Annotated in this window: 17 protein-coding genes; 13 read left to right on the forward strand and 4 right to left on the reverse strand. The window is 64.4% G+C overall.

Translation table 11 applies throughout. The features are described from left to right. Positions 1-50 precede the first annotated feature (50 nt). The 7 genes from IEV75_RS13640 to msrA all read left to right on the forward strand — a co-directional run bounded on the left by IEV75_RS13640 (position 51) and on the right by msrA (position 6,972). On the forward strand, positions 51-542 hold the full coding sequence (locus tag IEV75_RS13640) for a P1 family peptidase (protein ID WP_233351878.1): 492 nt from the start codon (positions 51-53) through the stop codon (positions 540-542). Positions 543-775: 233 nt separating this feature from the next. After that, positions 776-1,069, forward strand: a complete 294-nt coding sequence (locus IEV75_RS13645) for a hypothetical protein (RefSeq protein ID WP_233351879.1) — start codon at positions 776-778, stop codon at positions 1,067-1,069. A gap of 134 nt (positions 1,070-1,203) precedes the next feature. Continuing rightward, entirely contained in the window at positions 1,204-2,712 is a 1,509-nt protein-coding gene (locus IEV75_RS13650; protein ID WP_188453124.1) for a L,D-transpeptidase family protein, read from the forward strand. Between the two features lie 229 nt (positions 2,713-2,941). Then, positions 2,942-3,949 (forward strand): N-acetylornithine carbamoyltransferase, encoded by a 1,008-nt coding sequence (locus IEV75_RS13655; protein WP_188453125.1) that lies wholly within the window; start codon positions 2,942-2,944, stop codon positions 3,947-3,949. After that, positions 3,946-5,301, forward strand: coding sequence for an acetylglutamate kinase (locus IEV75_RS13660; protein ID WP_233351880.1), 1,356 nt, complete (start codon positions 3,946-3,948; stop codon positions 5,299-5,301). Before IEV75_RS13655 ends, IEV75_RS13660 begins: the two co-directional genes overlap by 4 nt. 4 nt (positions 5,302-5,305) lie before the next feature. Beyond that, positions 5,306-6,247: an N-acetyl-gamma-glutamyl-phosphate reductase gene (gene argC / locus IEV75_RS13665; protein WP_188453126.1), complete on the forward strand. Its 942-nt coding sequence runs from the start codon at positions 5,306-5,308 to the stop codon at positions 6,245-6,247. A 92-nt stretch (positions 6,248-6,339) separates the two neighbouring features. Continuing rightward, positions 6,340-6,972, forward strand: coding sequence for a peptide-methionine (S)-S-oxide reductase MsrA (gene msrA / locus IEV75_RS13670; protein WP_188453127.1), 633 nt, complete (start codon positions 6,340-6,342; stop codon positions 6,970-6,972). On the opposite strand, the gene IEV75_RS13675 is transcribed toward msrA, so the two are convergent. Beyond that, a complete protein-coding gene (locus tag IEV75_RS13675) occupies positions 6,966-8,531 on the reverse strand; it encodes an ArnT family glycosyltransferase (RefSeq protein ID WP_188453128.1) in 1,566 nt (521 codons plus the stop codon). The genes msrA and IEV75_RS13675 overlap by 7 nt on opposite strands. A 418-nt stretch (positions 8,532-8,949) precedes the next feature. On the opposite strand from IEV75_RS13675, the gene IEV75_RS13680 reads away from it, so the two are divergent. The 5 genes from IEV75_RS13680 (at position 8,950) to IEV75_RS13700 (ending at position 17,531) form a co-directional block, all read left to right on the forward strand. Beyond that, positions 8,950-12,225 (forward strand): TonB-dependent receptor, encoded by a 3,276-nt coding sequence (locus tag IEV75_RS13680; RefSeq protein WP_188453129.1) that lies wholly within the window; start codon positions 8,950-8,952, stop codon positions 12,223-12,225. A 162-nt stretch (positions 12,226-12,387) separates the two neighbouring features. After that, positions 12,388-13,389, forward strand: coding sequence for an agmatine deiminase family protein (locus IEV75_RS13685; protein ID WP_188453130.1), 1,002 nt, complete (start codon positions 12,388-12,390; stop codon positions 13,387-13,389). A gap of 4 nt (positions 13,390-13,393) precedes the next feature. Next, entirely contained in the window at positions 13,394-15,124 is a 1,731-nt protein-coding gene (locus tag IEV75_RS13690; RefSeq protein ID WP_188453131.1) for a serine hydrolase, read from the forward strand. A 17-nt stretch (positions 15,125-15,141) separates the two neighbouring features. Beyond that, positions 15,142-15,975 carry an N-carbamoylputrescine amidase gene (gene aguB / locus IEV75_RS13695; RefSeq protein WP_373290539.1) on the forward strand — a complete coding sequence of 278 codons (834 nt, stop codon included), beginning with the start codon at positions 15,142-15,144 and terminating at the stop codon, positions 15,973-15,975. After that, positions 15,972-17,531, forward strand: a complete 1,560-nt coding sequence (locus tag IEV75_RS13700) for a carbon-nitrogen hydrolase family protein (protein WP_188453132.1) — start codon at positions 15,972-15,974, stop codon at positions 17,529-17,531. Before aguB ends, IEV75_RS13700 begins: the two co-directional genes overlap by 4 nt. 25 nt (positions 17,532-17,556) lie before the next feature. Here the strand turns inward: IEV75_RS13700 and IEV75_RS13705 are convergent, their stop codons facing one another. Continuing rightward, positions 17,557-17,736: a hypothetical protein gene (locus IEV75_RS13705; RefSeq protein ID WP_188453133.1), complete on the reverse strand. Its 180-nt coding sequence runs from the start codon at positions 17,734-17,736 to the stop codon at positions 17,557-17,559. Positions 17,737-17,847: 111 nt separating this feature from the next. Beyond that, positions 17,848-18,348, reverse strand: coding sequence for a PadR family transcriptional regulator (locus IEV75_RS13710; protein ID WP_188453134.1), 501 nt, complete (start codon positions 18,346-18,348; stop codon positions 17,848-17,850). A gap of 106 nt (positions 18,349-18,454) precedes the next feature. On the opposite strand from IEV75_RS13710, the gene IEV75_RS13715 reads away from it, so the two are divergent. Then, complete coding sequence (locus IEV75_RS13715) at positions 18,455-19,708, forward strand: retropepsin-like aspartic protease (RefSeq protein ID WP_188453135.1); 1,254 nt, start codon at positions 18,455-18,457, stop codon at positions 19,706-19,708. On the opposite strand, the gene IEV75_RS13720 is transcribed toward IEV75_RS13715, so the two are convergent. Further along, positions 19,705-20,352, reverse strand: coding sequence for a MarC family protein (locus tag IEV75_RS13720; protein WP_188453136.1), 648 nt, complete (start codon positions 20,350-20,352; stop codon positions 19,705-19,707). The two genes, IEV75_RS13715 and IEV75_RS13720, sit on opposite strands and share 4 nt — an antisense overlap. Between the last annotated feature and the right edge of the window lie 415 nt (positions 20,353-20,767).

Raw genomic sequence — 20,767 nt, forward strand, 5'->3', positions numbered from 1 at the left:
TCCCTTCAAGGAGCTTGAATCACGACCCAGCTGATTTGGGAATCCCGTTTATGGGTACAGAACCTAGCGCCAGATCACGCGATGGCTACACCGTCGGCGCGCTGGTCTGCGTGAACAGTTTCGGCTCGGTGAAGGTGCCGGGCACCGGGCAATACTGGGCCGCTCCGTTCGAGCGGGATGGGGAATTTGGCGGGCTTGGCGGCGCGCCCGGCCCGCTTGGCGATATAGAGGACTGGGGCGAGGCGAAATTCAATCCTGGCCTGCGTACCCATACGACGCTGGCCATTATCGCTACCGACGCGGCGCTGACACCAGATCAGGCCCGGCGAGTGGCCATCATGGCCCAGGACGGCATGGCGCGCGCGATACGCCCGGTCCATACGCCCTTTGACGGTGATGTGGTGTTTGTGGCGTCGACGGGACGCAGCGCCCTTCCGGACCCTGCGCCCCTTTCCCTTGCCGGTCTGGGCAGTCTGGCGGCCGACTGCCTGGCGCGGGCCATCGCGCGCGGCGTCCATCATGCCGGCATGACAAAACCGTAAGATGTGCGAATGCTGTCTACGACAAATGCGATGCAACCAAATACGGCAGTCATGCGTTTGGTTCGAGCGCCGTAACAGGCAATTTCCCGGCCTTGCGGCCTGTTATTGCTTGACGGGAAGCCAATAAGCTGTTGGCTTTCTTTTGCGGTTATTCCGCGGGGCTGCAAAAAACCGGGGCACGAATAGCGCCGCCGGCCTCCCTGATGGACAGGTCACTGATGGAGAAGTTGACGATGAAAAAAATTGTTCTGGCTGCATTCGCTGCAAGTGCGATTCTGGCCGCCTGTGAGCAGCAGGGTCCGGCAGAAGAAGCGGGTGAAGAAATTGATGAGGCTGTAGGCACCGAGGAGCAGAACCCGGCCGAGGAAGCGTGGGAAGATACCACTGACGCTGCCGAGGACGCCTGGGATGCCACCACTGATGCCGCCGAGGATGCCGGCGAGCAGGTTGAAGAGTGGGCTGACGAAGCCGGCGAGGCCATGGAAGAGGCCACCGAGGAAAATCCGGAGGATGGCGCGCCTGAATAAGGCTGCCGCACCGGCTTAGTAAGACGTAATGACCCCGGACCGTGTTACGGTCCGGGGTTTTTACTTGCCTGTCTGTTTCCCGTTCTCATTCCGGCAAGGTCTTGTTAACCTGCCGCCAGAGGGAAGGGGGAGAAATGGGCGCGCGCGCGTTTTCCATGATGATGGCGGCCTGTCTGCTGGCGCTGATGGCGGCCGGCCCCCTACAGGCACGCCAGGCATGGAGCGATGGTCATGTTGCCGAGCTGGCCGATGCGCTCAGTGAGGTCTGGACTCACGGGCTTACACCGGAGCATTACCCGTCGCCCGAAGCGGTGCTGGCTCTGCCTGAAGGCCCTGAACGCGATGCGCTGGCCCGCGAGGGCTTCATGGCACTGGCGCGCGACCTTGCGCTGGGCCGTATCGATCCGCGCCAGCTGGAGCCCGACTGGACCGCGCCGCAGGCCACGCCTGACCTTGATCTGGCCCTCGTTACCGCGCTGCGGGAGAACACGGTCTTCGATACGCTGGAGGGGTTCAGTCCCTCCCATCCTGACTACATGGCCCTGCGCCGCGAGCTGGTGCGCCGCCACGCGCTGTTGCGTGCCCATACCTCCATTACGGGAGGCGACACGATAGAGCCCGGCATGAGCGGGCCGCGGGTGGATGCGTTGCGCGCGCGTCTGCATGAGGAAGGCCTGCTGGCGCGTCTTGCGCCGCCGGACACGCCTTTCGACGACATGCTTCGTACCGCCCTGATCCGGTTTCAGGCGCGGCATAATCTGGCCACTGACGGTGTTGCCGGTCCTGGCACGCTGCGCGAGTTGAACATGGCGCCGCGCCACAGAATCGATCAGGTGCGGGCCAATCTGGAGCGGTGGCGCTGGGTGGCGCGTGATCTGGGAGAGCGCCATATCCGGGTAAACCTCGCCGATTACCGCCTCGAGGCCTGGTCGGGCGGCGAGGTCGAGCGTGTGCACCGCTCGATGATCGGGCGGGGATATAACCGCACGCCGGTCTTTTCCGAGGACATGACTTTCATCGAGATAAACCCGGTCTGGTATACGCCCACCAGCCTTGGCGCGCCCTGGCTGCGCCGCTTCCGCACCAATCCGGGCTATGCGCTGGCATCGGGATACCGGCTAGTCGACCAGTCAACAGGCGGGGTGATCAGCCCGTCGCAAGCGGACTGGGCGAATGGCCGCTACCGGGTGATCCAGGTGCCGGGCCGCGGCAACTCGATGGGGGAGGTGAAGTTCATGTTCCCCAACATCCACAATATCTACATCCACGACACGCCCCATCGCGCCCTGTTCGATCAGGTCCAACGCAATGAATCCTCCGGCTGTGTACGGGTGGACGAGCCGCGCGAACTGGCCTGGTGGGTGTTGCAGGGCGAGGAAGGGTGGACGCGTGAGGCAATGGAGGAAGCTTTTGACAATGGCCGCACGCGGCGTGTCTGGCTGCGCAACCATATTCCGGTCCATATCCTCTATTTTACCGCCGTTTCGGACCGTTTCGGGCATGTCCGCTTCATTCACGACATCTATAATCGCGACCCGGCTCTGATTGCGGCGCTGGATGCCGATGCGCGCGGGGAGAGCGTGACTGAGGAGGTGGAGGACGCTGCCGAGCTCCTTACGGCCGCAGCGCAGGGTAGCCCGTGAGCGGTTCAACGAAGCACTGAAATCCCGGCCAGGCGAAGCGCGAGCCGGGACCTCTGGCAGAACTGGCCTGAGGCCCTGGACAGCCCTGCGGGCTTCCGGGGGTTCAACTGCTGGCTAATCAGGAAACAAGATCAACCACCACCTCCCGCTCACACACCCGTTTGCGCATTGCAGCAAGGAGCGCTAAACGCGTGAGCTTTCCTTTTCCCTTTCGGGAGGCGCGCGAAAGATGCAGCATTTCCTCACTACCGCGGACTGGTCGAGACAAGAACTCCAGGCCCTGATCGACCGCGCGCGGCAATTCCGCGAAAGCCCGCAAGGCGATGCGCTCAAAGGCAAGTCCATCGCGCTCGTCTTCTTCAATCCCTCGCTGCGCACGCGCACCTCGTTCGATCTGGGCGCGCACCAGCTGGGCGGTCATGCCATCGTGCTTGATGCGCGCGGCGGCACCTGGCCGGTCGAGTTCGAGGACGGGGCCATCATGGATGGCACGGCAGAAGAGCATGTGAAGGAGGCCGCGCGCGTGCTCTCCTCCTATGTCGATCTCATCGCGATCCGCTGCTTTCCCAAGTTCGAGAACTGGACCGCAGAGCGCGAGGATCCACTGATCACGGCCTATGCGAAATACGCGACCGTGCCTGTGATCAACATGGAGACGATCGTCCATCCCTGTCAGGAGCTGGCGCACATGATGGCGCTGCAGGACGCGATCGGCGATGTACGCGGCAAGGAATTTCTTCTGACCTGGGTGCCGCATCCCAAACCGCTGAACACGGCGGTCGCCAACTCGGCGCTGCTGATCGCGTCGAAGTTTGGCATGAATGTGCGCCTGCTCATTCCGGATGAGGTCTACCGCCTCGATGCACGCTACATGGATGCGGCGGAGCAGTTCTGCGGAGATGCGGGCACGTCTCTCACCGTCACCACCGATGTGAAAGCCGCCTATAGCGGCGCACATGCCGTCTACGCCAAGAGCTGGGGCGCGCTGCCCTTCTTCGGCAAGTGGGACGATGAAGCGCCGTACCGCGCCAAGGGGGCTGGCTTCATGATTGATGACGCCAAGATGGCGCTGACGGACAAGGCGGTCGTCAGCCACTGCCTGCCCATGCGCCGCAATGTGAAGATTGCAGATTCGGTCGTGGATTCGCCGGCCTTTATCGGTCTGGCTGAAGCGGAAAACCGCCTGCACGTGCAAAAGGCGATCATGGAAACCCTCGTTCGGGGAGGGGCAGCGTGATCGACCAGGGAGCCGGTAATACCGCAACCGAACGGGGCGGTGCCGCCGTGCCGGTGCGTTCGGCGATCGTCCAGCTTCTCTCCCAGATGCGTGATGGCAAGGAGATACGCGAGTATCTGACCCGCTTCTCGCGCCTCGATCAGGAGCGTTTCGCCGTCATCAAGGTCGGCGGCGCCGTGATGGAAGAGGACATGGCTGCGCTGTCGGCCTCGCTCGCCTTCCTGCAGACGGTGGGGCTGGCGCCGATCGTGGTGCATGGCGGCGGACCCCAGCTCGACAAGGCACTCGCCGGGGCGGGCATCGAGACCGTGCGCAAGCAGGGCCTGCGCGTGACCCCGCCCGAAGCCATCCCGGTCATCCGCGATACGCTGACGCGCGTGAATCTGGAGCTGGTGCAGGCCATCCGCGATTGCGGCGGGCGCGCGGCGGCCATCCCGTCAGGCGTGTTCGAGGCTGAGTTGCTGGATGAGGCCGAGCTTGGGCGCGTCGGCGATCCCAGGGCTGTGCGCCTTGATCTGGTAGCCGCCGCGGCACGTGCCGGGCAGGCGCCCATTCTTGCCTGTCTTGGCGACACGGCCGACGGGCGCATGGTCAATATCAATGCCGATGCTGCCGTGCGCGCGCTGGTGCATGCGCTCCAGCCCTACAAGATCGTGTTCCTGACGGGGACCGGCGCGCTGCTGGACGAGGCGGGCAAGCCGTTGTCAGCCATCAACCTCGCCACCGATTTTGACGAGCTGATGGGCGCGGACTGGGTGTCGGGCGGGATGCGGCTGAAGATGGAGGAGATCAAGCGCCTGCTGGATGATCTGCCGCTGTCCAGCTCGGTCTCGATCACCAGCCCGGGCGAGCTGGCCAAGGAGCTGTTCACCCATGCCGGGTCCGGCACACTGGTGCGCAAGGGCGAGCGCATGCTGGAGATCACCGACAAGGCCGATCTGGATACCGCGCGTGCCGCGCCGCTGATCGAGCAGGCTTTCGGGCGCCGTCTGGTGGAAGGGTATTTCGACCGTCTGGACTTTGACCGCGCTTTTGTCACCGAGAGCTACCGGGCGGCGGCGATCACCTCCCGGCTTGATGATGTGATCTATCTCGACAAGTTCGCGGTGCTGGACGATGCGCGCGGCGAGGGGCTGGGCGGCGCTGTGTGGCGCCGGCTGATCGCCTATGCGCCGCGCCTTTACTGGCGCTCGCGCAGCGATAACCCGATCAACGAGTTCTACTTTGCCACCTGCCATGGCGCGGTGAAAACCGGCCACTGGACGGTGTTCTGGCGCGGGGAGGATGATCTGTCGCGCATTCCCGCGATGGTGGAGCGCATTGCGGCCCTGCCGCCGACGCTGAGGAGCTAGGGCCATGCTGAGTGTCGGCCTGGTGGGCGCACGCGGACATACCGGCAAGGAGCTTGTCGCGATCCTGTCGCGGCGCAGCGACATGCGCCTGGCCTTCGCCTCCTCGCGCGCCATGGCAGGCGAGCCGGTCACGAAGCTCGCGCCGCAAGCGCGTGAAGACCTCATTTTCGAGGCGATGGGGCCGGAGGATGTGGCGGCGCGCGGGGCGGATGCCGTGATCCTGGCCCTGCCCAATGGCGAGGCGGCCCCTTACGTGGCGGCCATCGACAAGGCGGCGCCAGGGACCATCATCGTCGATCTCTCGGCGGACTATCGCTTTGATGAGAAATGGATCTACGGCCTGCCGGAGCTTTACGGGCGGGAGCCCCTGAAGGGTGCGACGCGCATTGCCAATCCGGGTTGCTATGCGACGGCGGGGCAGCTCTGCGTGCATCCCGTGCGTGATCTTCTGTCCGGTCCAGCCCATCTGTTCGGCGTGTCGGGCTATTCAGGGGCGGGCACTACGCCCAGCCGCAAGAATGATGTCGAGGCGCTGCGCGACAATCTCATGCCGTATTCCCTGACCGGGCATCTCCATGAGCGCGAGATGAGCCGCCATCTGGACCATGAGGTGCGCTTTTGCCCGCATGTCGCGGCCTTTTTCCGCGGCATCACCCTGACTGCGCAGCTCTCGTTCGCGGCGCCGGTGACGCTCGATACGCTCAAAAGCCGCTATGAGGCCGCCTATGGCCCTGAGCCCTTGATCCGCCTCAGTGACGCCATCCCGGAAATCCGCGATGGACAGGATGTTCCGGGCGCAGTCGTGGGCGGCTGGGCGGTTGGTGAAGGCGGGGGCTATGGCACGGTGGTGTGCGCGCTCGATAATCTCCTGAAAGGCGCTGCCGTTCAGGCCGTGCAGAACCTGGCGCTTGCGGCCGGGCTGGAGGAGCTGGGCGGTATCGCCTGACCCGTCTGCCGGTCACAATTTCGCGCGCGGGGCTTTCCCTGACGGCAGTCTGCGTCATTTACTGATGGCGAGCTGATCCGAAGGATACCGTCATGCGCCTTCTCGCCCTTTTTGCCGCCGCCTTCCTGGTGGCCTGCTCGGACAGCCCTGCCGGATCCGCGCAGGAGGAAGCCGCCGCGCCCGCCCTGCCGGACGGACAGGCCCGCGCGATTTTCGCTTCAGGCTGTTTCTGGTGCACCGAGGCCGATTTTGAGGGCCTCGACGGGGTGATCGATGTGGTGTCCGGCTTTACCGGGGGCCATGTGGAGAACCCCGAATACCGCCAGGTCGTCAACGGCAATACCGGCCATGTCGAGGCGGTCGAGATTATCTACGACCCGCAGGACGTCAGCTATGAGGCGCTGCTGGCGCATTACTGGCGCAATGTCGATCCGTTCGATGCAGGCGGGCAGTTCTGCGACCGGGGACCGGCCTATGCGCCGGCAATCTTCACCCTCGATGACGCTCAGCGCGCCGCTGCTGAGGCCAGCGCCGTAGAGGTGGAGGCGCGGTTCGGCCGTGAACTCGCCGTGCGTATCCGCGACGCCGAACCTTTCTGGGAGGCGGAGGCCTATCACCAGAATTACGCGGTGGCCAATCCGATCCGCTATCAGCGCTACCGCTTCGGGTGCCGGCGTGACCAGCGCCTGCGCGAGATCTGGGGCGATGAGGCTGGCGGCTATTGAGCTGCAGCCTCACGCGCCTCCCGTGAGAGGCGGATGGCCTCCTCGAACGCTTCTGTCCTTACCGCCGGGCTATAGCCTTGCGCGATGAAGAGCTGGTAGTGGCGTGTCCGCTCACCGCCCAGATCTATGCGGATATCGCCCGCCGGTTCGAGGCGTTCAAAGTCAAACGCCATGACTGGCACTTCCAGCGGGCGCTCCGAGGCGATCAATACCGGGCCTTCAAAGCCGGCGGGCAGCGCCCAGCCCTGTTCGGCATGGTTGGTCACGCCGCCATAGCGCATCCACATGAAGAGCTCTGCATTGATGGCGCCGCCATAGCGCTGCATCTGGTGGAAATCATTACGGTTGTCGAAGACCAGCGTGTCCACCCCGCTACGATCCACGGCCTCGGCGAGTGCGGTTGCCGTCTCCGGCCAGCCGCGCACCCGCTTGAAGGCATTGGCCAGGCCCACCTGCTCGGTCAGGGCCGGGCTCATGGCCAGCGTGGCAAAGCTGATGCCGACAGCCGTGTGCAGCGCGATCGAGCCGACCAGCACCCAGCGCCGCCAGCGCGGGCCCTGCAACAGAACGGCGATCACGATAATCGTCGCAGCCGCATAGGCGCTGGCCGCCCAGTTGGCGTGAGCACGGCTCAGGAATGCCTGACCTGTCACCACCAGAATGGCGGGCACGCAAAAACAGGCCAGCACAAGAAGGCGCGGGTCTGCGCTGCCCTTGCGCCACTGACGCGCCAGCATGATCACCGCCGCTACCAGCGCGACAAAGAAGGCGGGGCCAAACACGCCCATCTGGTCGATCAGGAAGGTAATCGCCTCGCCGGGATTGAACATGTCCGCGCCCCAGTTGGCATTGGCCGCGGTGTGCGAGACGGTGGCGAAGTCATTGCGCCAGTTCCAGATCAGGTTCGGCAGCACGATCAGCCCGGCAAGCGCCAGCGCGGCCAGCAGGCGGGGCTGGATGAGGGCGCGGCGCGACGCCGGATCGAGCACGGCGGCCAGGAACAGCCCGGCGGCGAAATAGCTCATGGCGTATTTGGCCAGCATGCCGAGGCCGAAGCCGCTGCCCAGCAGGATGACCGCGCTCCAGCCCGCCCCTTCGCGCAGCCGGACAAACCCGTAAAGCGCCAGTGACCAGCAGGTCAGCAGCACCGCATCGGTGGAAATCACCGCCGCCGAAAGCCAGACCGAGGGCAGGGTGATCCAGGCGATGAAGGTCCACGCGGCCGCAGCCCGGCCGAACAGCCGGTCCGCGCTCAGCGCCAGCAGCAGCGCTGTTGCGGTGTGAAGCAGCGGCGCGGCGAGCCGGATCGCCCAGTCCGAATCACCGAACACGGCGGTTGTGGCGGCAATGATCCAGGCGATGAGCGGCGGCTTGGAGAAATAGCCCCAGTCCAGATCGCGCGACCACACCCAGTACTGGGTCTCGTCGGCATAGAGGCTGGACGGGTTGATCATCAGTCCGGCAATGCGCGCAGCCAGCAGGACAAGGCCGAACAGGCCCGCCGCCAGGACGAGCCTTCGCGTTGCCATGTCAGGCAGGGATACGTGCAGCGGGGTCATGTTCGTGTCGGGCCGGGCAGACAGTGACGTTCGGGGTCGCACCTACATAGAGCTTCCGGGTGATGAGTGCACCTGGCTTGCAGCTATTGTTTCAGGGCGCGCGGGTAAGGGGCGTTGCGCAGAAGCAACGCTCGCCCCCGGTTCGCTGCGCGGAGGAGGAGCTGAAGACGGGTGGTGCGCCACCGGGGAAAGGCCACAAGCGGACCGGAAATTCCGGCAGAGCCTTGATTTTCCAGCGTTGCCCGGACGTGATGGCTCCGTATGCATCCTAACGGGCTGTTAATAAACTGCCAGCACTGAAATAAAACCTTCACACTTGTGTCACCGAACCGACTCCCAGCGCCCGTAAGCGGTCCCCCGAACGCCCGTATTCCGGCGGGCTTCGCTTCATTTTGGTCGATCCAGGGGGACCTATCCCATGACTTTCCTCAAGAAGTTTGCCTACGGCGCTTCTGTGGCCGCGCTCGCCGCGATGGCCCCGGTTGCTGCCGTGCACGCCCAGCAGACCGCCGCCGAGCTGCGCGGTGCCGTCATTGACGCCAATGGCGCGCCGATTGCGGACGCCCGCGTCACCATCATCCACGTGCCGACTTCCACGGTCAGCGTTGCAACGACGACCGGCAGCGGTCAATTCTTTGCCTCCGGCCTGCGCGTTGGCGGCCCTTACTCGGTAGTCGTTTCTGCTGCCGGTTTTGAAGGCGAAGCCGTTGACGGCCTTAACCTCCAGCCGGGCTCGCAATCTCCGCTGCGCATCACGCTGGCGCCGCAAACCACGGAAGTCATCACGGTCACCGGTCAGGCCATCAACACGACCGACCTGAACAATGGCGTGGGCTCGAACTTCAACGCCCGCGACATTGCGAACCAGCCTTCGCTGAACCGCGACGTTGTCTCCACCCTTCTGCGCGACCCGCTCGCTTCATCCAGCGGCCCGAACAATCTGTCGGTTGCCGGTGTGAACCCGCGCTTCAACGGCGTGACCATTGACGGCGCCCGCCAGCAGGACAATTTCGGCCTTGGCTCCAATACCTTCGCCACGGCCCGCTCGCCGATCAATATCGACATCATCGAATCGGTGGCGCTGGTTGCCTCTGACTATGGCGTCACCTCGTCGGGCTTCACCGGCGGCCTCGTCAACGTCACCACGCGCGGCGGCACGAACGAGTTCGACGGCTCGGCCTTCTACTACTATCGCGACCAGGACTATATCGGCAGCTCGACCTTTGGCGGCAATGGCAGCTTCAACCCGGGCGAGTTCGACGAGAAGGAATACGGCGTAACCTTCCGCGGCCCGATCATCCGCGACCGCCTCTTCTTCTCCCTGTCCTACGACACCTATGAAACGGCTTCCTCGGTTGACTTTGCGTCCACCGACGCCTCGCTCGGCTACCAGCCCGGCTTCTTCGAGGCGCTCAACCAGATCGTCCAGAACACGTACGGGATCGATATGGGCGGCCGTCCCCAGCAAGGTGCGGTGCCGCAAGAAACCACGCGCTACTTTGCCCGTATCGACTGGAACATCAACGACGACCACCGCCTCCAGCTGTCCTACCAGCAGACCGAAGACACCGGCACCAGCAATATCGGCGCCAGCAACTTCACCTCGGCCTGGTATGACACCCCCACCGAGCTGACCAGCTACACTGCCCAGCTCTTCTCCGACTGGACCCCGCAACTGTCGACCACGCTGCGTGCCAGCTATATCGACTTCCTGCGTGGCCAGAACTGCCGTGCGGGCAATGATGTCGGCCAGATCACCATCCGCCTGAACGAAGCGGCCGTTGCCGGCACGCCGCTGGACGGCCTGCTGACGAGCGGCACCTCGACCCGTACCCTGACGGGTGGCTGTGACCGTTTCCGTCACGCCAACGAGTTTGAAGATACCCGCCTGCAGCTGTTCGGCTCTGCCGACTACCGCACCGGCGACTTCATCTTCACCGTCGGCGGCGAGTACGAGAACTACGACGTATTCAACCTGTTTGTGGACACCTCGAGCGGTGAGTACATCTTCAACAGTGTTGCCAACCTTCAGAACGGCATTGCCAACACCGTGAATTACCGCAACACGCCGTCCAACAACACTGCCGACGGCGCGGCATCGTGGGAGTATTCACGCTGGGTGGCCTTCGGTCAGGCCCGCTGGCAGGTTCGTCCGAACCTCGAGCTGACGGCCGGTGCCCGTTACGAGTACTACACGCAGGATGACACGCCGGTTGCCGACCCGAGCTTCCAGACCGAAGCCGGTATCCCGAACACGACGAACCTTGACGGTCTGTCGCTGTTCATGCCGCGCCTGAGCTTCCGCTACGAGCCGTTTGACCGCACCACGATCACTGGCGGCGTCGGCCGTTTCGCTGGCGGCAGCCCGGAAGTGTGGATTTCGAACGCCTTCCAGGCTCCGACCGTGTTTGCGTCAGCCAGCAACGTCGCGGGTGTCGTCCCGACGCGGGCCGGCCTTCCGGCTTCGGTGCTCGCCTCTGTTGCCGCCGGCACGCCGACGGCCATCGATGCGATCGATCCGGACTTCAACATTCCGTCCGACTGGAAAGCCTCGCTGCGCGTCGACCAGGAATTTGACGTGAACATTGGCGGCTTCGATCTGGGTTCCAACTACCTCGTATCGGCGCAGCTGCTCTACACGCAGTCGGAAGACACCTTCCTGTGGACCAACTATGCCCAGACCCAGCCGAACCCGGCCCTGCCGGTCGGCACGGCTCCGGACGGCCGCGCCATCTATGCGGACCTTCAGGCGCTCGGCCTGCAGAACCGCACGGTCGTGACCAATGGTTCGGGCGACAACAGCTACACCTTCACGGTGTCGCTTTCGAACGCGTTCGATAACGGGTTCGACTTCTTCGTGTCGTACGCTCACCAGGATATCGAGTTCATCACCGAGGGTTCTTCCTCGCGCGGTATCTCCTCCTGGCGTGGCCAGACGGCCGTTGACCGGAACTTCCCGGAAGTGCGCACCTCGGCCTATCAGATCGAGCATGCCTTCCGTGTCGCGCTGGGCTATGAGTTCGAGCTGATCCAGGACTTCGGCACCCGTATCGATCTGTTCGGTCAGATCCAGTCCGGCTCGCCGTACACGATCACCTACGACATCGACAACAATAACGCCCTGTTCGGCCGTGCCGGCGCTGGCGAGAACCCGTTCGACAACAACCCGGCCTACATCCCGCTGGCTGGAACGGATGCCCGCGTTGTCTACGCGTCGACCTGGAACGAAACCGCGTTCAACGGCTTTGTGAACGACCTGGGCATTGCCCGCGGTCAGATCCACGAAGTGAACTCGCTCTCCTCGCGCTGGAACCAGCGCTGGGACCTGCGCGTCCAGCAATACCTGCCGGGCGTTCCGGGCGCGAGCCGCTGGTTCGGTGACAACCGCTTTGCTGTTGTCCTGGATGTCGAGAACGTCCTGAACCTGCTCAATGACAGCTGGGGCACACGGGTGAACGGCCCGGGCAACAACCAGTCGCCGCAAATCCGCGCCGACCTGGTCAGCGCCGCTGACGTTGCGCTCAACGGCGTCGATGGTGCCACGGCCCTCACGGGTGACGCGCCGCGCACGACCTGCATCAATGCCGGTGACTGTGTGTACCGCTACAATGAGTTCCGTGACCAGCCGGTGAACTTTGACTCCAACTCGGCTTCGGTGTGGCGTGCCCGCATCGGCCTGCGTTACGAGTTCTAGTAACCAGCCTTCACAGGCTCTGAGACTGAAGGGAAGGGCGGCTCGGCTGAGCCGCCCTTTTCTTTTGCGCCGGCAGATATCTGCGTCCCGCTTAACCCCATCGCTACGCGTTTGCGGGCATGGTATGGCAGAGCCTTTCACCGCCAGCAGCCCGGACCGCCCATGACCGCCCCTGTTCACATCCCCCACGAGACTGCGCCGCAAGCCGTGATCCATACCTGCTGGCCGGCGAATCGCGAGCTGTGGGAGGAAAACCTTGATCCGGCGCGCGCCGAATTTGCCAGCTTTGTCAGCCATCTGGTGCGTGGCGGCCAGGCGGTCACCGTGCATGCGGCCAATGAGGAGACGCAGCGCGATGTATGTGCCCGCCTGGGGCAGACGGTCGAGGTGGTGCGCAATCCTTATGGCGATGTCTGGGTGCGCGATACCGGGCCGGTCTTTGCGGTCTCGAACGGCCAGCTCAACGCCGTGCGCTTCCGCTTCAATGGCTGGGGCGGCAAGTATGAGCTCGACGGCGACCAGCAGATCGGCCTTGCCGTGGCGGCGCTGGCCGGGGCGTCGCTCAAGGAGGCCGATCTTGTGTGCGAGGGCGGTGCGCTGGAGTTTGATGGCGAGGGTACGCTGATCACGACGCGCCAGTGCCTTTTGAACGCCAACCGCAATCCGGGCCTCTCTGAAGCGCAGGTGGAGGACCGGCTGAAGGAGGCGCTGGGGATCAGTAGGGTCATCTGGCTGGATGAAGGCCTGATCGGCGACCACACTGATGGCCATGTCGACAATATCGCCCGCTTCATCGCGCCGGGCATCGTCGCTTGCCAGAGCGCCAGCGGGCCCGACGATCCGAATGCGAAAATCTTCGAAGCCATAGCGCGCCAGCTCGCCAGCGCGCGCGATGCGAAGGGGCGCAAGCTGGAAATCGTGCGCATTCCCTCGCCTGGCCGGGTTGCAGACGCGGATGGCGAGCCGAAGGCCGCATCCCACATGAACTGGATGATATCGCCAAAAACGGTGGTTGTTCCGTCGTTTAACGAACACGCGGATGGCGCGTTAGAGATTCTGAAACCTTACTTTGCGTTGCACACTCTTGCGGCCAGCCCATCTTCGCATATCCTGTCGGGCGGCGGGTCCTTTCATTGTGTGACGTGCAACCAGCCACGGGTCTGATCCCATGCGCTATACAGCCTATGCCTTTGCAGCCCTCACGCTCGCGGCCGCATCCAGTGCGGTGCCGCCCACGCCATACTTGCGTGCGCTGACGGCGAGCGCGCTGGCTTCGGCTGATGATGCGCCTTCTCCCGTTGCCAGCCTGACGATGGAGCAGGCCGATGCGCTGATTGCTGCTGCCGAGGCGCGCCGCGAGGCGGCGGGGAACTCGGAAATGAGTGATGGCGGCGAGACTGTGTATGTCATCGCCGATGCCGGGTCGGCGGCTGGCACGAATGCCGATGCGGCGCCGGTACTGCCCGAACGCGAGCTGCCGGCACGCCGGACAGCAGACACGCCGGACGCAGATGGCGCGGCAGCGGCTGAAACCATCTATCGTATTGCGCCTGCGCCGGGCATGGAGGCAGAGGCACCGGTCATTGCCAGCGCGCCGGAAATGGACCCGGAAGCGGCACTGGCCGAAGCGGCAGCGATGGCCGAATCCCTTGATACGGCCTATGTCAGCGAGGGCAATGTGGTGCCGGTCGCGGTGCCCGCCGATGGTGGCGCATTTGTCTGGCAGATTTCGCCTGAACGGCTTTTGCCGACGCTGGTCGATGAGGCTGAAACGCTTGCCCAGCTGAGCAATCCGCGTGAGCCGCGCGTCTCGCTCTATTCCAATCTCGCCTATCTCGACGATGTGATCATGCGGCTTAATCAGGCGGCCAGTTCACGCCGTGTGGTGGGTCTGGCCGTCGCGATTATCGAGCAGGGCCGGCCGGCGCTGATCTATACCTCCGGCGAGACCGCAGCCGGTTCGGGAGAGCCTATCACGCCGCGCACAGTGTTCCGCGCCGCCTCGCTGACCAAGACGATGACCGGCGTCCTGCTGGCCCATCTGGAGGATGAGGGCCGTATCCATCTCGATGATCCGGCGCCGGAAATCATCCAGGTCAACAATACACGCCGCCCGACCGTGCTGGACCTGGTGTCCCACCGCACAGGCCTGCCCCGTAATGCCTATGACAACCGGCTGGAGGAAGGGCGTACCATCGACTCCATCCTCAACGACACCGCCCAGCTTGATCCGGTCTGCGCGGTGGGCGAGTGCTATACCTATCAGAACATCGTGTTTTCCGGCGCAGCAGAAGTGGTGCGCGCGGCGACAGGATCGAGCTATGAACGCAATGTGCGCCGCCGCCTGTTTGAGCGCTACGGACTGACGACCGCCGGGTTCGGCGAGCGCGACCTGACGCGGGCGGCCAGCTGGGCGCGGCCTCACCGGGGCTGGGCGCGCACCGCCGACACGCCCGGCAGCCCGGCCAGCAATTATGACGCGGTGGCCCCGGCGGCGGCAGCCGTGGTATCGCTGGAAGACCTGATGGCGTGGGCGCAGGCCCATATTTCAGAAACCGGCGGCATACCGGCGGAGATCCGCGAGCGTCTGTTCACGCCCTATGTTGCCACGCCCCGCGAGACACAATCGCTTCAGCGGCGCTATCCGGGCCGGGTAAGCGAAACGCATTACGGGCTCGGCTGGCGCATCTATCGCTGGGGGGATCGCACCCTCATCGCCCATTCCGGCTACCTCTCCGGCTACGGCGCGCAGATCGTCATGGAACCGGCGACCGGTTTCGCCTATGTAGCGCTATGGAATGCCGATGCCAGCGCCCCGTGGCGGCTCTGGCCGACGGTGATGGATCTGCGCACGGGCGACGGGCCGGGTGACTGGCTCGACGAGCTGAACGAGGACTGATCTTGACGAACGCGACGATTACGCTGGGCGTGCTGCAAGGCGCGTTCGGTGAAGACATGCATGCCAATATCGAGACGGTGACGGGCCTCGTGCGCGAGGCCGCGGGCAAGGGCGCGCAGGTAATCCTGCCGCCCGAACTGTTTCAGGGCCCCTATTTCTGCACCAGCCAGGAAGAGCGCTGGTTTGCCACGGCCTACCCGGCGATGGAGCATCCTTGCGTGACGGCGCTGCAGCCGCTGGCGGCGGAGCTGGGCGTGGTCATTCCGGTTTCCATCTTCGAGCGCGAGGGCCCGCGCTATTACAATTCGATGGTGATGCTGGATGCAGACGGCAAGGCGCTCGGCACCTACCGCAAGAGCCATATTCCGGACGGGCCGGGCTATCAGGAGAAGTATTATTTCCGCCCCGGTGATACCGGCTTCAAGGTGTGGGACACGCGTTTCGGCCGTGTGGGCGTTGGCATTTGCTGGGACCAGTGGTTCCCCGAGACGGCGCGGGCCATGGCGCTGATGGGCGCCGAGGTGCTGCTCTACCCGACGGCTATCGGATCGGAGCCCCATGATGCGGGTCTCGACACGGCAGCGCGCTGGCGCCGGGCCATGCAGGGTCATGCCGTTTCCAATGTTATACCCATCGGGGCGGCGAACCGGGTGGGCGACGAGAACGGGCAGGTCTTCTACGGGACCAGCTTCATCTGCGATCATACTGGCGAAGTGGTCTCGGAGCTGGACCGGGCGGAACAGGGCGCGGTGGTTGCGCGTTTCGACCGTGCCTTCCTTGACCGTCACCGCGCTGCCTGGGGCTTTTTCCGGGACCGGCGCACCGATCTTTACGGACCCCATTTTTCATGACTGATACCCGCCGCAGCGCGAAGCTGACCGTACGCAATGCCACGCTGGCCGATGTGCCGGAAATCCTGGCGCTCCAGGACCGGGCCTATCCCAACCTGCCGCCAGACCTGCCGGGCATGATACGCGGTCAGATACAGGCCTTCCCGGAAGGCCAGTTTCTTGTGGAATATGAAGGCGATGTGGTTGGCTGGTGTGCCACCTTCATCATCAGTGAAGAGCTGGCGATGAGCCCGCACACCTGGGCGGAAATCACCGGTAATGGCTATGCGGCGCGCCATGACGAGGATGGCGAGTGGCTCTATGGCATGGAGGTGGCGGTCGACCCGACGCGCCGCCGCCTGCGCATCGGCCAGCGCCTCTACAATGCCCGCAAACAGCTCTGCCAGGCCTGGGGGCTGAAGGGCGTTGTGTTTGGCGGGCGCCTGCCCGGCTATAAGCGCCGCCGCAAGGCCTACCCGACGCCGGAAGAATATCTCGCCGCCATAGAGGCGCGCGAGGTGAAGGATTCTGTCTCCAACTTCCAGATGCGCATGGGCTTTGAGCCGGTGGGCGTCCTGAAGAACTACTACCCGGAAGATACCGACTCGCTGGGCCATGCCTCGCTGATGGTCTGGCGCAATCCCAAATTCGTCGAAATGCCCAGCGCAGGCAGGCGCCCCGACCCGCAGACTGTGCGCGTTGCCGCCGTCCAGTTCATGGCCCGCGCGGTAGAGAGCACGCGCGAGTTTGAGCGCAATGTGGAATATTTCGTCGATGTCTGTTCGGACTACCGGGCCGATTTCTGCGTCTTCCCGGAAATGTTCACCGTGGCGTTGCTATCGCTGGAAAAGCGGCGCCTCTCGCCGCAGGAATCCATCGCCGCCCTGTCGCGCCACACGCCGCGCTTCCTGGAGTTCATGAGCCAGCTGGCCGTACGCTACAACATCAATATCGTTGGTGGTTCCCATCCCACCGAGACCGATGATGGCGAGATCCAGAACGTGGCCTATGTCTTCCTGCGCGATGGCTCGGTCCACGCCCAGGAGAAGATTCACCCGACGCCGAACGAGCGTTTCTGGTGGAATATCAAGGGCGGTGATTTCGTGCATGCCATCCCCACAGATTGCGGGCCGATTGGCGTACTCATCTGTTATGACAGCGAATTTCCAGAGCTCGCCCGGCGGCTTGCCGATGAAGGCGCTCGCATACTGTTCGTGCCCTACGCCACCGATGACCGCACCGGCCATTTGCGGGTGCGATATTGCGCTCAGGCGCGGGCCATCGAGAACCAGTTTTACGTGGTGACAGCAGGCAATGTCGGCAATCTGCCGGACGTGGAAAACATGGATGTCAACTATGCGCAGAGCGCGATCCTGACGCCGTGCGACTTCCCGTTCGCGCGTGATGGCATCGCAGCGGAAACATCTGAAAACGTTGAGACAATTGCCGTTGCGGACCTTCGGCTTGACGATCTGGCCGAAAGCCGGCGTTCTGGCACCGTCAGAAACCTTCGAGACCGGCGCTTTGATCTCTACCGTATTGTGTGGAATGACGGGCCGGGCTCAGGACGCAGCTAAGCCATTTTCTGCCAAAGGCTTTTGCCTATTCGCGCCGGGCGGCCGGGATCAGGAGGGCGATGGCAAGGGCCGCGCCCGCGCTCGGCCAGGTGAAGGCGATTGCCTGATCCACCATGCCGATGGCGAGGCTGAAACCGCCGGCCCCGAGGCCGAGCGCCAGCACGCCTGCAAAGGCGATCCAGAGCATGATGCGAAACCGTGTCATGGCGCTTTTTCTCCCGCACCCTGAAGGCAGGATAATGGCAGAAACTGGCTAAATTTCCGTATCTTCAGCGTTTACGGCACATTGACCATAAACCCTGCCATAACCGCCCGCCTAGCGGCCCTCATCCGCTTCCACAATGGTGCGGGCCCAGCTCGCCAGCGCGGTATAGAGGCCGAGCGCCATGGTGCGGGCATTCTCGCGGTCAGGCGCGTCCGGCGAGCGCGCTGCAGGCCGGCTAAGCAGCGCAATCTGGCTCTCGAAAAAGGCAAGGTCCTGCCGGGCGCGTTCAAGGCGCGCGTGCGGGCTGGCCTGATCGAGGAAACAGGCCTTCAACACAGGCTCATAGCGCAAGGTGTAGTCGCTGGGGGCGGCGAGCCATTGCGCCAGCGCCGCCCGCCCCGCCGGTGTGGCGCCATAGGTGCGGCTGCCGCGCGCGCCTCTCGCCACGATCTCGGCCAGCCCCTCCTCTTTCAGCTGGCGCAGCACCCGGTAGACCTCGTTCTGCGGGGCGGGCCAGATCACGGACTGGCCGGCATCGAACTCGCGCAGCAGGTCAAAGCCGGTGGAGGGTTTCTGGGCGATAATGCCCAGAATGGCGTGGCGCAGGGACATGATGACGATTCTTTCATGGAAAATGCTGACGCCCATTCTTGCCCGGGCAGGTGGCGTAATCTAGCCTCTCACATGTGATAAATCACATGTGAGAGGGGTGTACCGGATGCTGGCGGGAATTCTTCCAGGTCTGGCAGGCGCGCTGGTGCTGGCAACAGTACAGCCTGCGCCGCCTGCAAGCCTTTCGGACGCGCTGGAGGCCGGAACGCCGCAGGCGTTTTCGCGCGCGCTGGAAAGCGGGCTGGATGCCCCCCACGCCCGGCTGGCCACCGGCCTCAACGCTGCGCTGTCAGGCATGGATGACCTCGCGGCAGAGCAGCTGGGTATCGCGATGACGGATGCAGGCCTTGAACCGGCCCTGCAGCGGCGCGCGGCCGAGGCGCTGGCCGGGGTGATGCTGCGCCGGGAGGATTTTGATGCGGCGGCGCGGGCCTTCGACCGGGCAGGCGAAATAGAGCCGCTGGAAGCGGGCGCGGCGCAGGCGCGCGCCTTTGTCGAGCCCTTGCGGGGTTTGCCGCGTATTTCGCGCGGGGCGCTGGAGCCTGCTTGCGTGCCGGTGACGCGGGATCTGGCGGGTCTGCCCCGCGCGGATCTGACATTCGGCGCCCTGACACAGGACGCCATTGTGGATACCGGCGCGGCCTTCTCCACGGTGACGGCCAGCACGGCTGAACGGCTGGGCATTCGCGCGATTGAGGGCCGGGTCAGTGTCGGCGCGGCGGCGGTGGACGCGCTGGAGTCCGGGCTTGGCATCGCCGACACGCTGGAGATCGGGGGCGTACGCTTTTCCAACGTGGTGTTTATCATCCTGCCAGATGAGGCGCTGAGCTTTGCGGGCGGGCAGTACACCATCGAAATGATCCTTGGCATGCCGGTCCTTATGCGGCTGGAGCGGCTGGATTTCGAACACGGCGAGACCGGCGGGACGCTTTGCTTTGAACCCTCTGCCGGGCCGGGCGGGGGCGAGTCCAATCTCTATCTGCAGGGTCTGGCCCCTATTGTACTGGCACAGGCCGAAGGGGCGGATAGCCCGCTTCACCTGCTGCTCGATACCGGCGCGCAGACAACCAATCTGTCCCTCAGCGCGCTTGAACGCCTGCCGGGCCTCGCTGCCAGCGGGGAGGCCGGGGACGCTGTGCTCGGCGGGGCAGGGGGGATGGGCAGCGATGCGCAGGCCGTGCGCCTGCCCGCGCTGACCCTCATCATTGGCGCGCGCCGCATCACGCTGGAGGACGTCATGGCCTTATCGCAAGGCACGGCAGGGCGCCGCGACGGTATCCTCGGCCAGGACGTGCTGTCATCGGGGCGCGGATGGCGGATCGATTTTCCTGCCCTGACGCTGGAACTGGCCGGTGGCTAGCCCGCCAGCAGGGCGCCTGCAATCCCGTCAAAGATGAACTGGGCGGCCAGGGCGGCGAGGATCACGCCGAGGATGCGGGTGATCATGGCGGCGATTGTATCCCCCATCACGCGCATGAGCGGCCCGGCGGCGAGGAACAGGACCAGACAGACGATCAGATTGGCCGCCATCGCCGCGAGCACGACACCTTGCGTCGCGATATCCCCGCCTGAACCGGACATGTAGAGCATGATGGAGGCAATTGCGCCGGGCCCGGCCAGCATGGGGATAGCCATGGGAAAGACGGAGATATCCTCCTCGTGCGCTTCGCCCTCGTGATGCAGCTTGCCGGCCCGGTCCTCGCGCCGCTCGGTGCGCTTTTCAAAAATCATGTCGAGCGCCAGCAGGAAGAGCAGAACCCCGCCAGCCGCACGGAAGGCATCCAGGCTGACATGCAGGGCCGACAAGAGCCATTCCCCGCCATAGGCAAAGCCCAGAAGGACGATCGTGGCAATCAGCACCGACTTGATCGCCATCTTGCGCCGGTGCGCGGCGCTGGCTCCTTGGGTGAGCCCCGCAAAGATCGGCATCACGCCAATCGGGTCGATCACCACGAAGAAGGTGACGAAGGCGGCGGAGAGAAGAGCAAGATCGATAGCGGGCATGACACACCTGTCCATGGGGGATAGGGGGGCGGATAACACCCCGTTTGGCGCTTGGCGAGAGGGGCCAGGTGCTCTATCCCCGTTTTAAGAGGTTTTCAGGGCCAGATTGCACGGTTCGCACCCCCCGATTCCACCGTTCCGAGGCCCGGATTCCACCGTGTTGCCAAAATGCAACAAAGGGGCGCGCGGGGGATAGTCTGATCTATCCCCGTATTGGCGCGATTGGGGGGATAGGGGCGGGTCTTCTGATTGCGCAGCCCATCCGGGCTGCGGTGCTTGTGCGAACCCCGCCTCAAGCGGGCACAGCCTGTCCCCGGCTTGATCGGGGATTGCCCGCAGCGACGCACGGATGTGCGGAGCATCAAGTGAAGATAGGCCCCGGCTCGGGGACCGGGGCCCCGGTGGAGAGGGCGGT

The sequence above is a fragment of the Glycocaulis albus genome (assembly GCF_014639075.1).
Taxonomy (GTDB): Bacteria; Pseudomonadota; Alphaproteobacteria; order Caulobacterales; family Maricaulaceae; genus Glycocaulis; species Glycocaulis albus.

What these genes read in the sequence shown, in the direction of transcription:
- IEV75_RS13640 (WP_233351878.1), top strand. Translation starts at nt 51, where the DNA reads ATGGGTACAGAACCTAGCGCCAGATCACGCGATGGCTACACCGTCGGC.
- IEV75_RS13645 (WP_233351879.1), top strand. Translation starts at nt 776, where the DNA reads ATGAAAAAAATTGTTCTGGCTGCATTCGCTGCAAGTGCGATTCTGGCC.
- IEV75_RS13650 (WP_188453124.1), top strand. Translation starts at nt 1,204, where the DNA reads ATGGGCGCGCGCGCGTTTTCCATGATGATGGCGGCCTGTCTGCTGGCG.
- IEV75_RS13655 (WP_188453125.1), top strand. Translation starts at nt 2,942, where the DNA reads ATGCAGCATTTCCTCACTACCGCGGACTGGTCGAGACAAGAACTCCAG.
- argC (WP_188453126.1), top strand. Translation starts at nt 5,306, where the DNA reads ATGCTGAGTGTCGGCCTGGTGGGCGCACGCGGACATACCGGCAAGGAG.
- msrA (WP_188453127.1), top strand. Translation starts at nt 6,340, where the DNA reads ATGCGCCTTCTCGCCCTTTTTGCCGCCGCCTTCCTGGTGGCCTGCTCG.
- IEV75_RS13675 (WP_188453128.1), bottom strand. Translation starts at nt 8,531, where the DNA reads ATGACCCCGCTGCACGTATCCCTGCCTGACATGGCAACGCGAAGGCTC.
- IEV75_RS13680 (WP_188453129.1), top strand. Translation starts at nt 8,950, where the DNA reads ATGACTTTCCTCAAGAAGTTTGCCTACGGCGCTTCTGTGGCCGCGCTC.
- IEV75_RS13685 (WP_188453130.1), top strand. Translation starts at nt 12,388, where the DNA reads ATGACCGCCCCTGTTCACATCCCCCACGAGACTGCGCCGCAAGCCGTG.
- IEV75_RS13690 (WP_188453131.1), top strand. Translation starts at nt 13,394, where the DNA reads ATGCGCTATACAGCCTATGCCTTTGCAGCCCTCACGCTCGCGGCCGCA.
- IEV75_RS13700 (WP_188453132.1), top strand. Translation starts at nt 15,972, where the DNA reads ATGACTGATACCCGCCGCAGCGCGAAGCTGACCGTACGCAATGCCACG.
- IEV75_RS13705 (WP_188453133.1), bottom strand. Translation starts at nt 17,736, where the DNA reads ATGACACGGTTTCGCATCATGCTCTGGATCGCCTTTGCAGGCGTGCTG.
- IEV75_RS13710 (WP_188453134.1), bottom strand. Translation starts at nt 18,348, where the DNA reads ATGTCCCTGCGCCACGCCATTCTGGGCATTATCGCCCAGAAACCCTCC.
- IEV75_RS13715 (WP_188453135.1), top strand. Translation starts at nt 18,455, where the DNA reads ATGCTGGCGGGAATTCTTCCAGGTCTGGCAGGCGCGCTGGTGCTGGCA.
- IEV75_RS13720 (WP_188453136.1), bottom strand. Translation starts at nt 20,352, where the DNA reads ATGCCCGCTATCGATCTTGCTCTTCTCTCCGCCGCCTTCGTCACCTTC.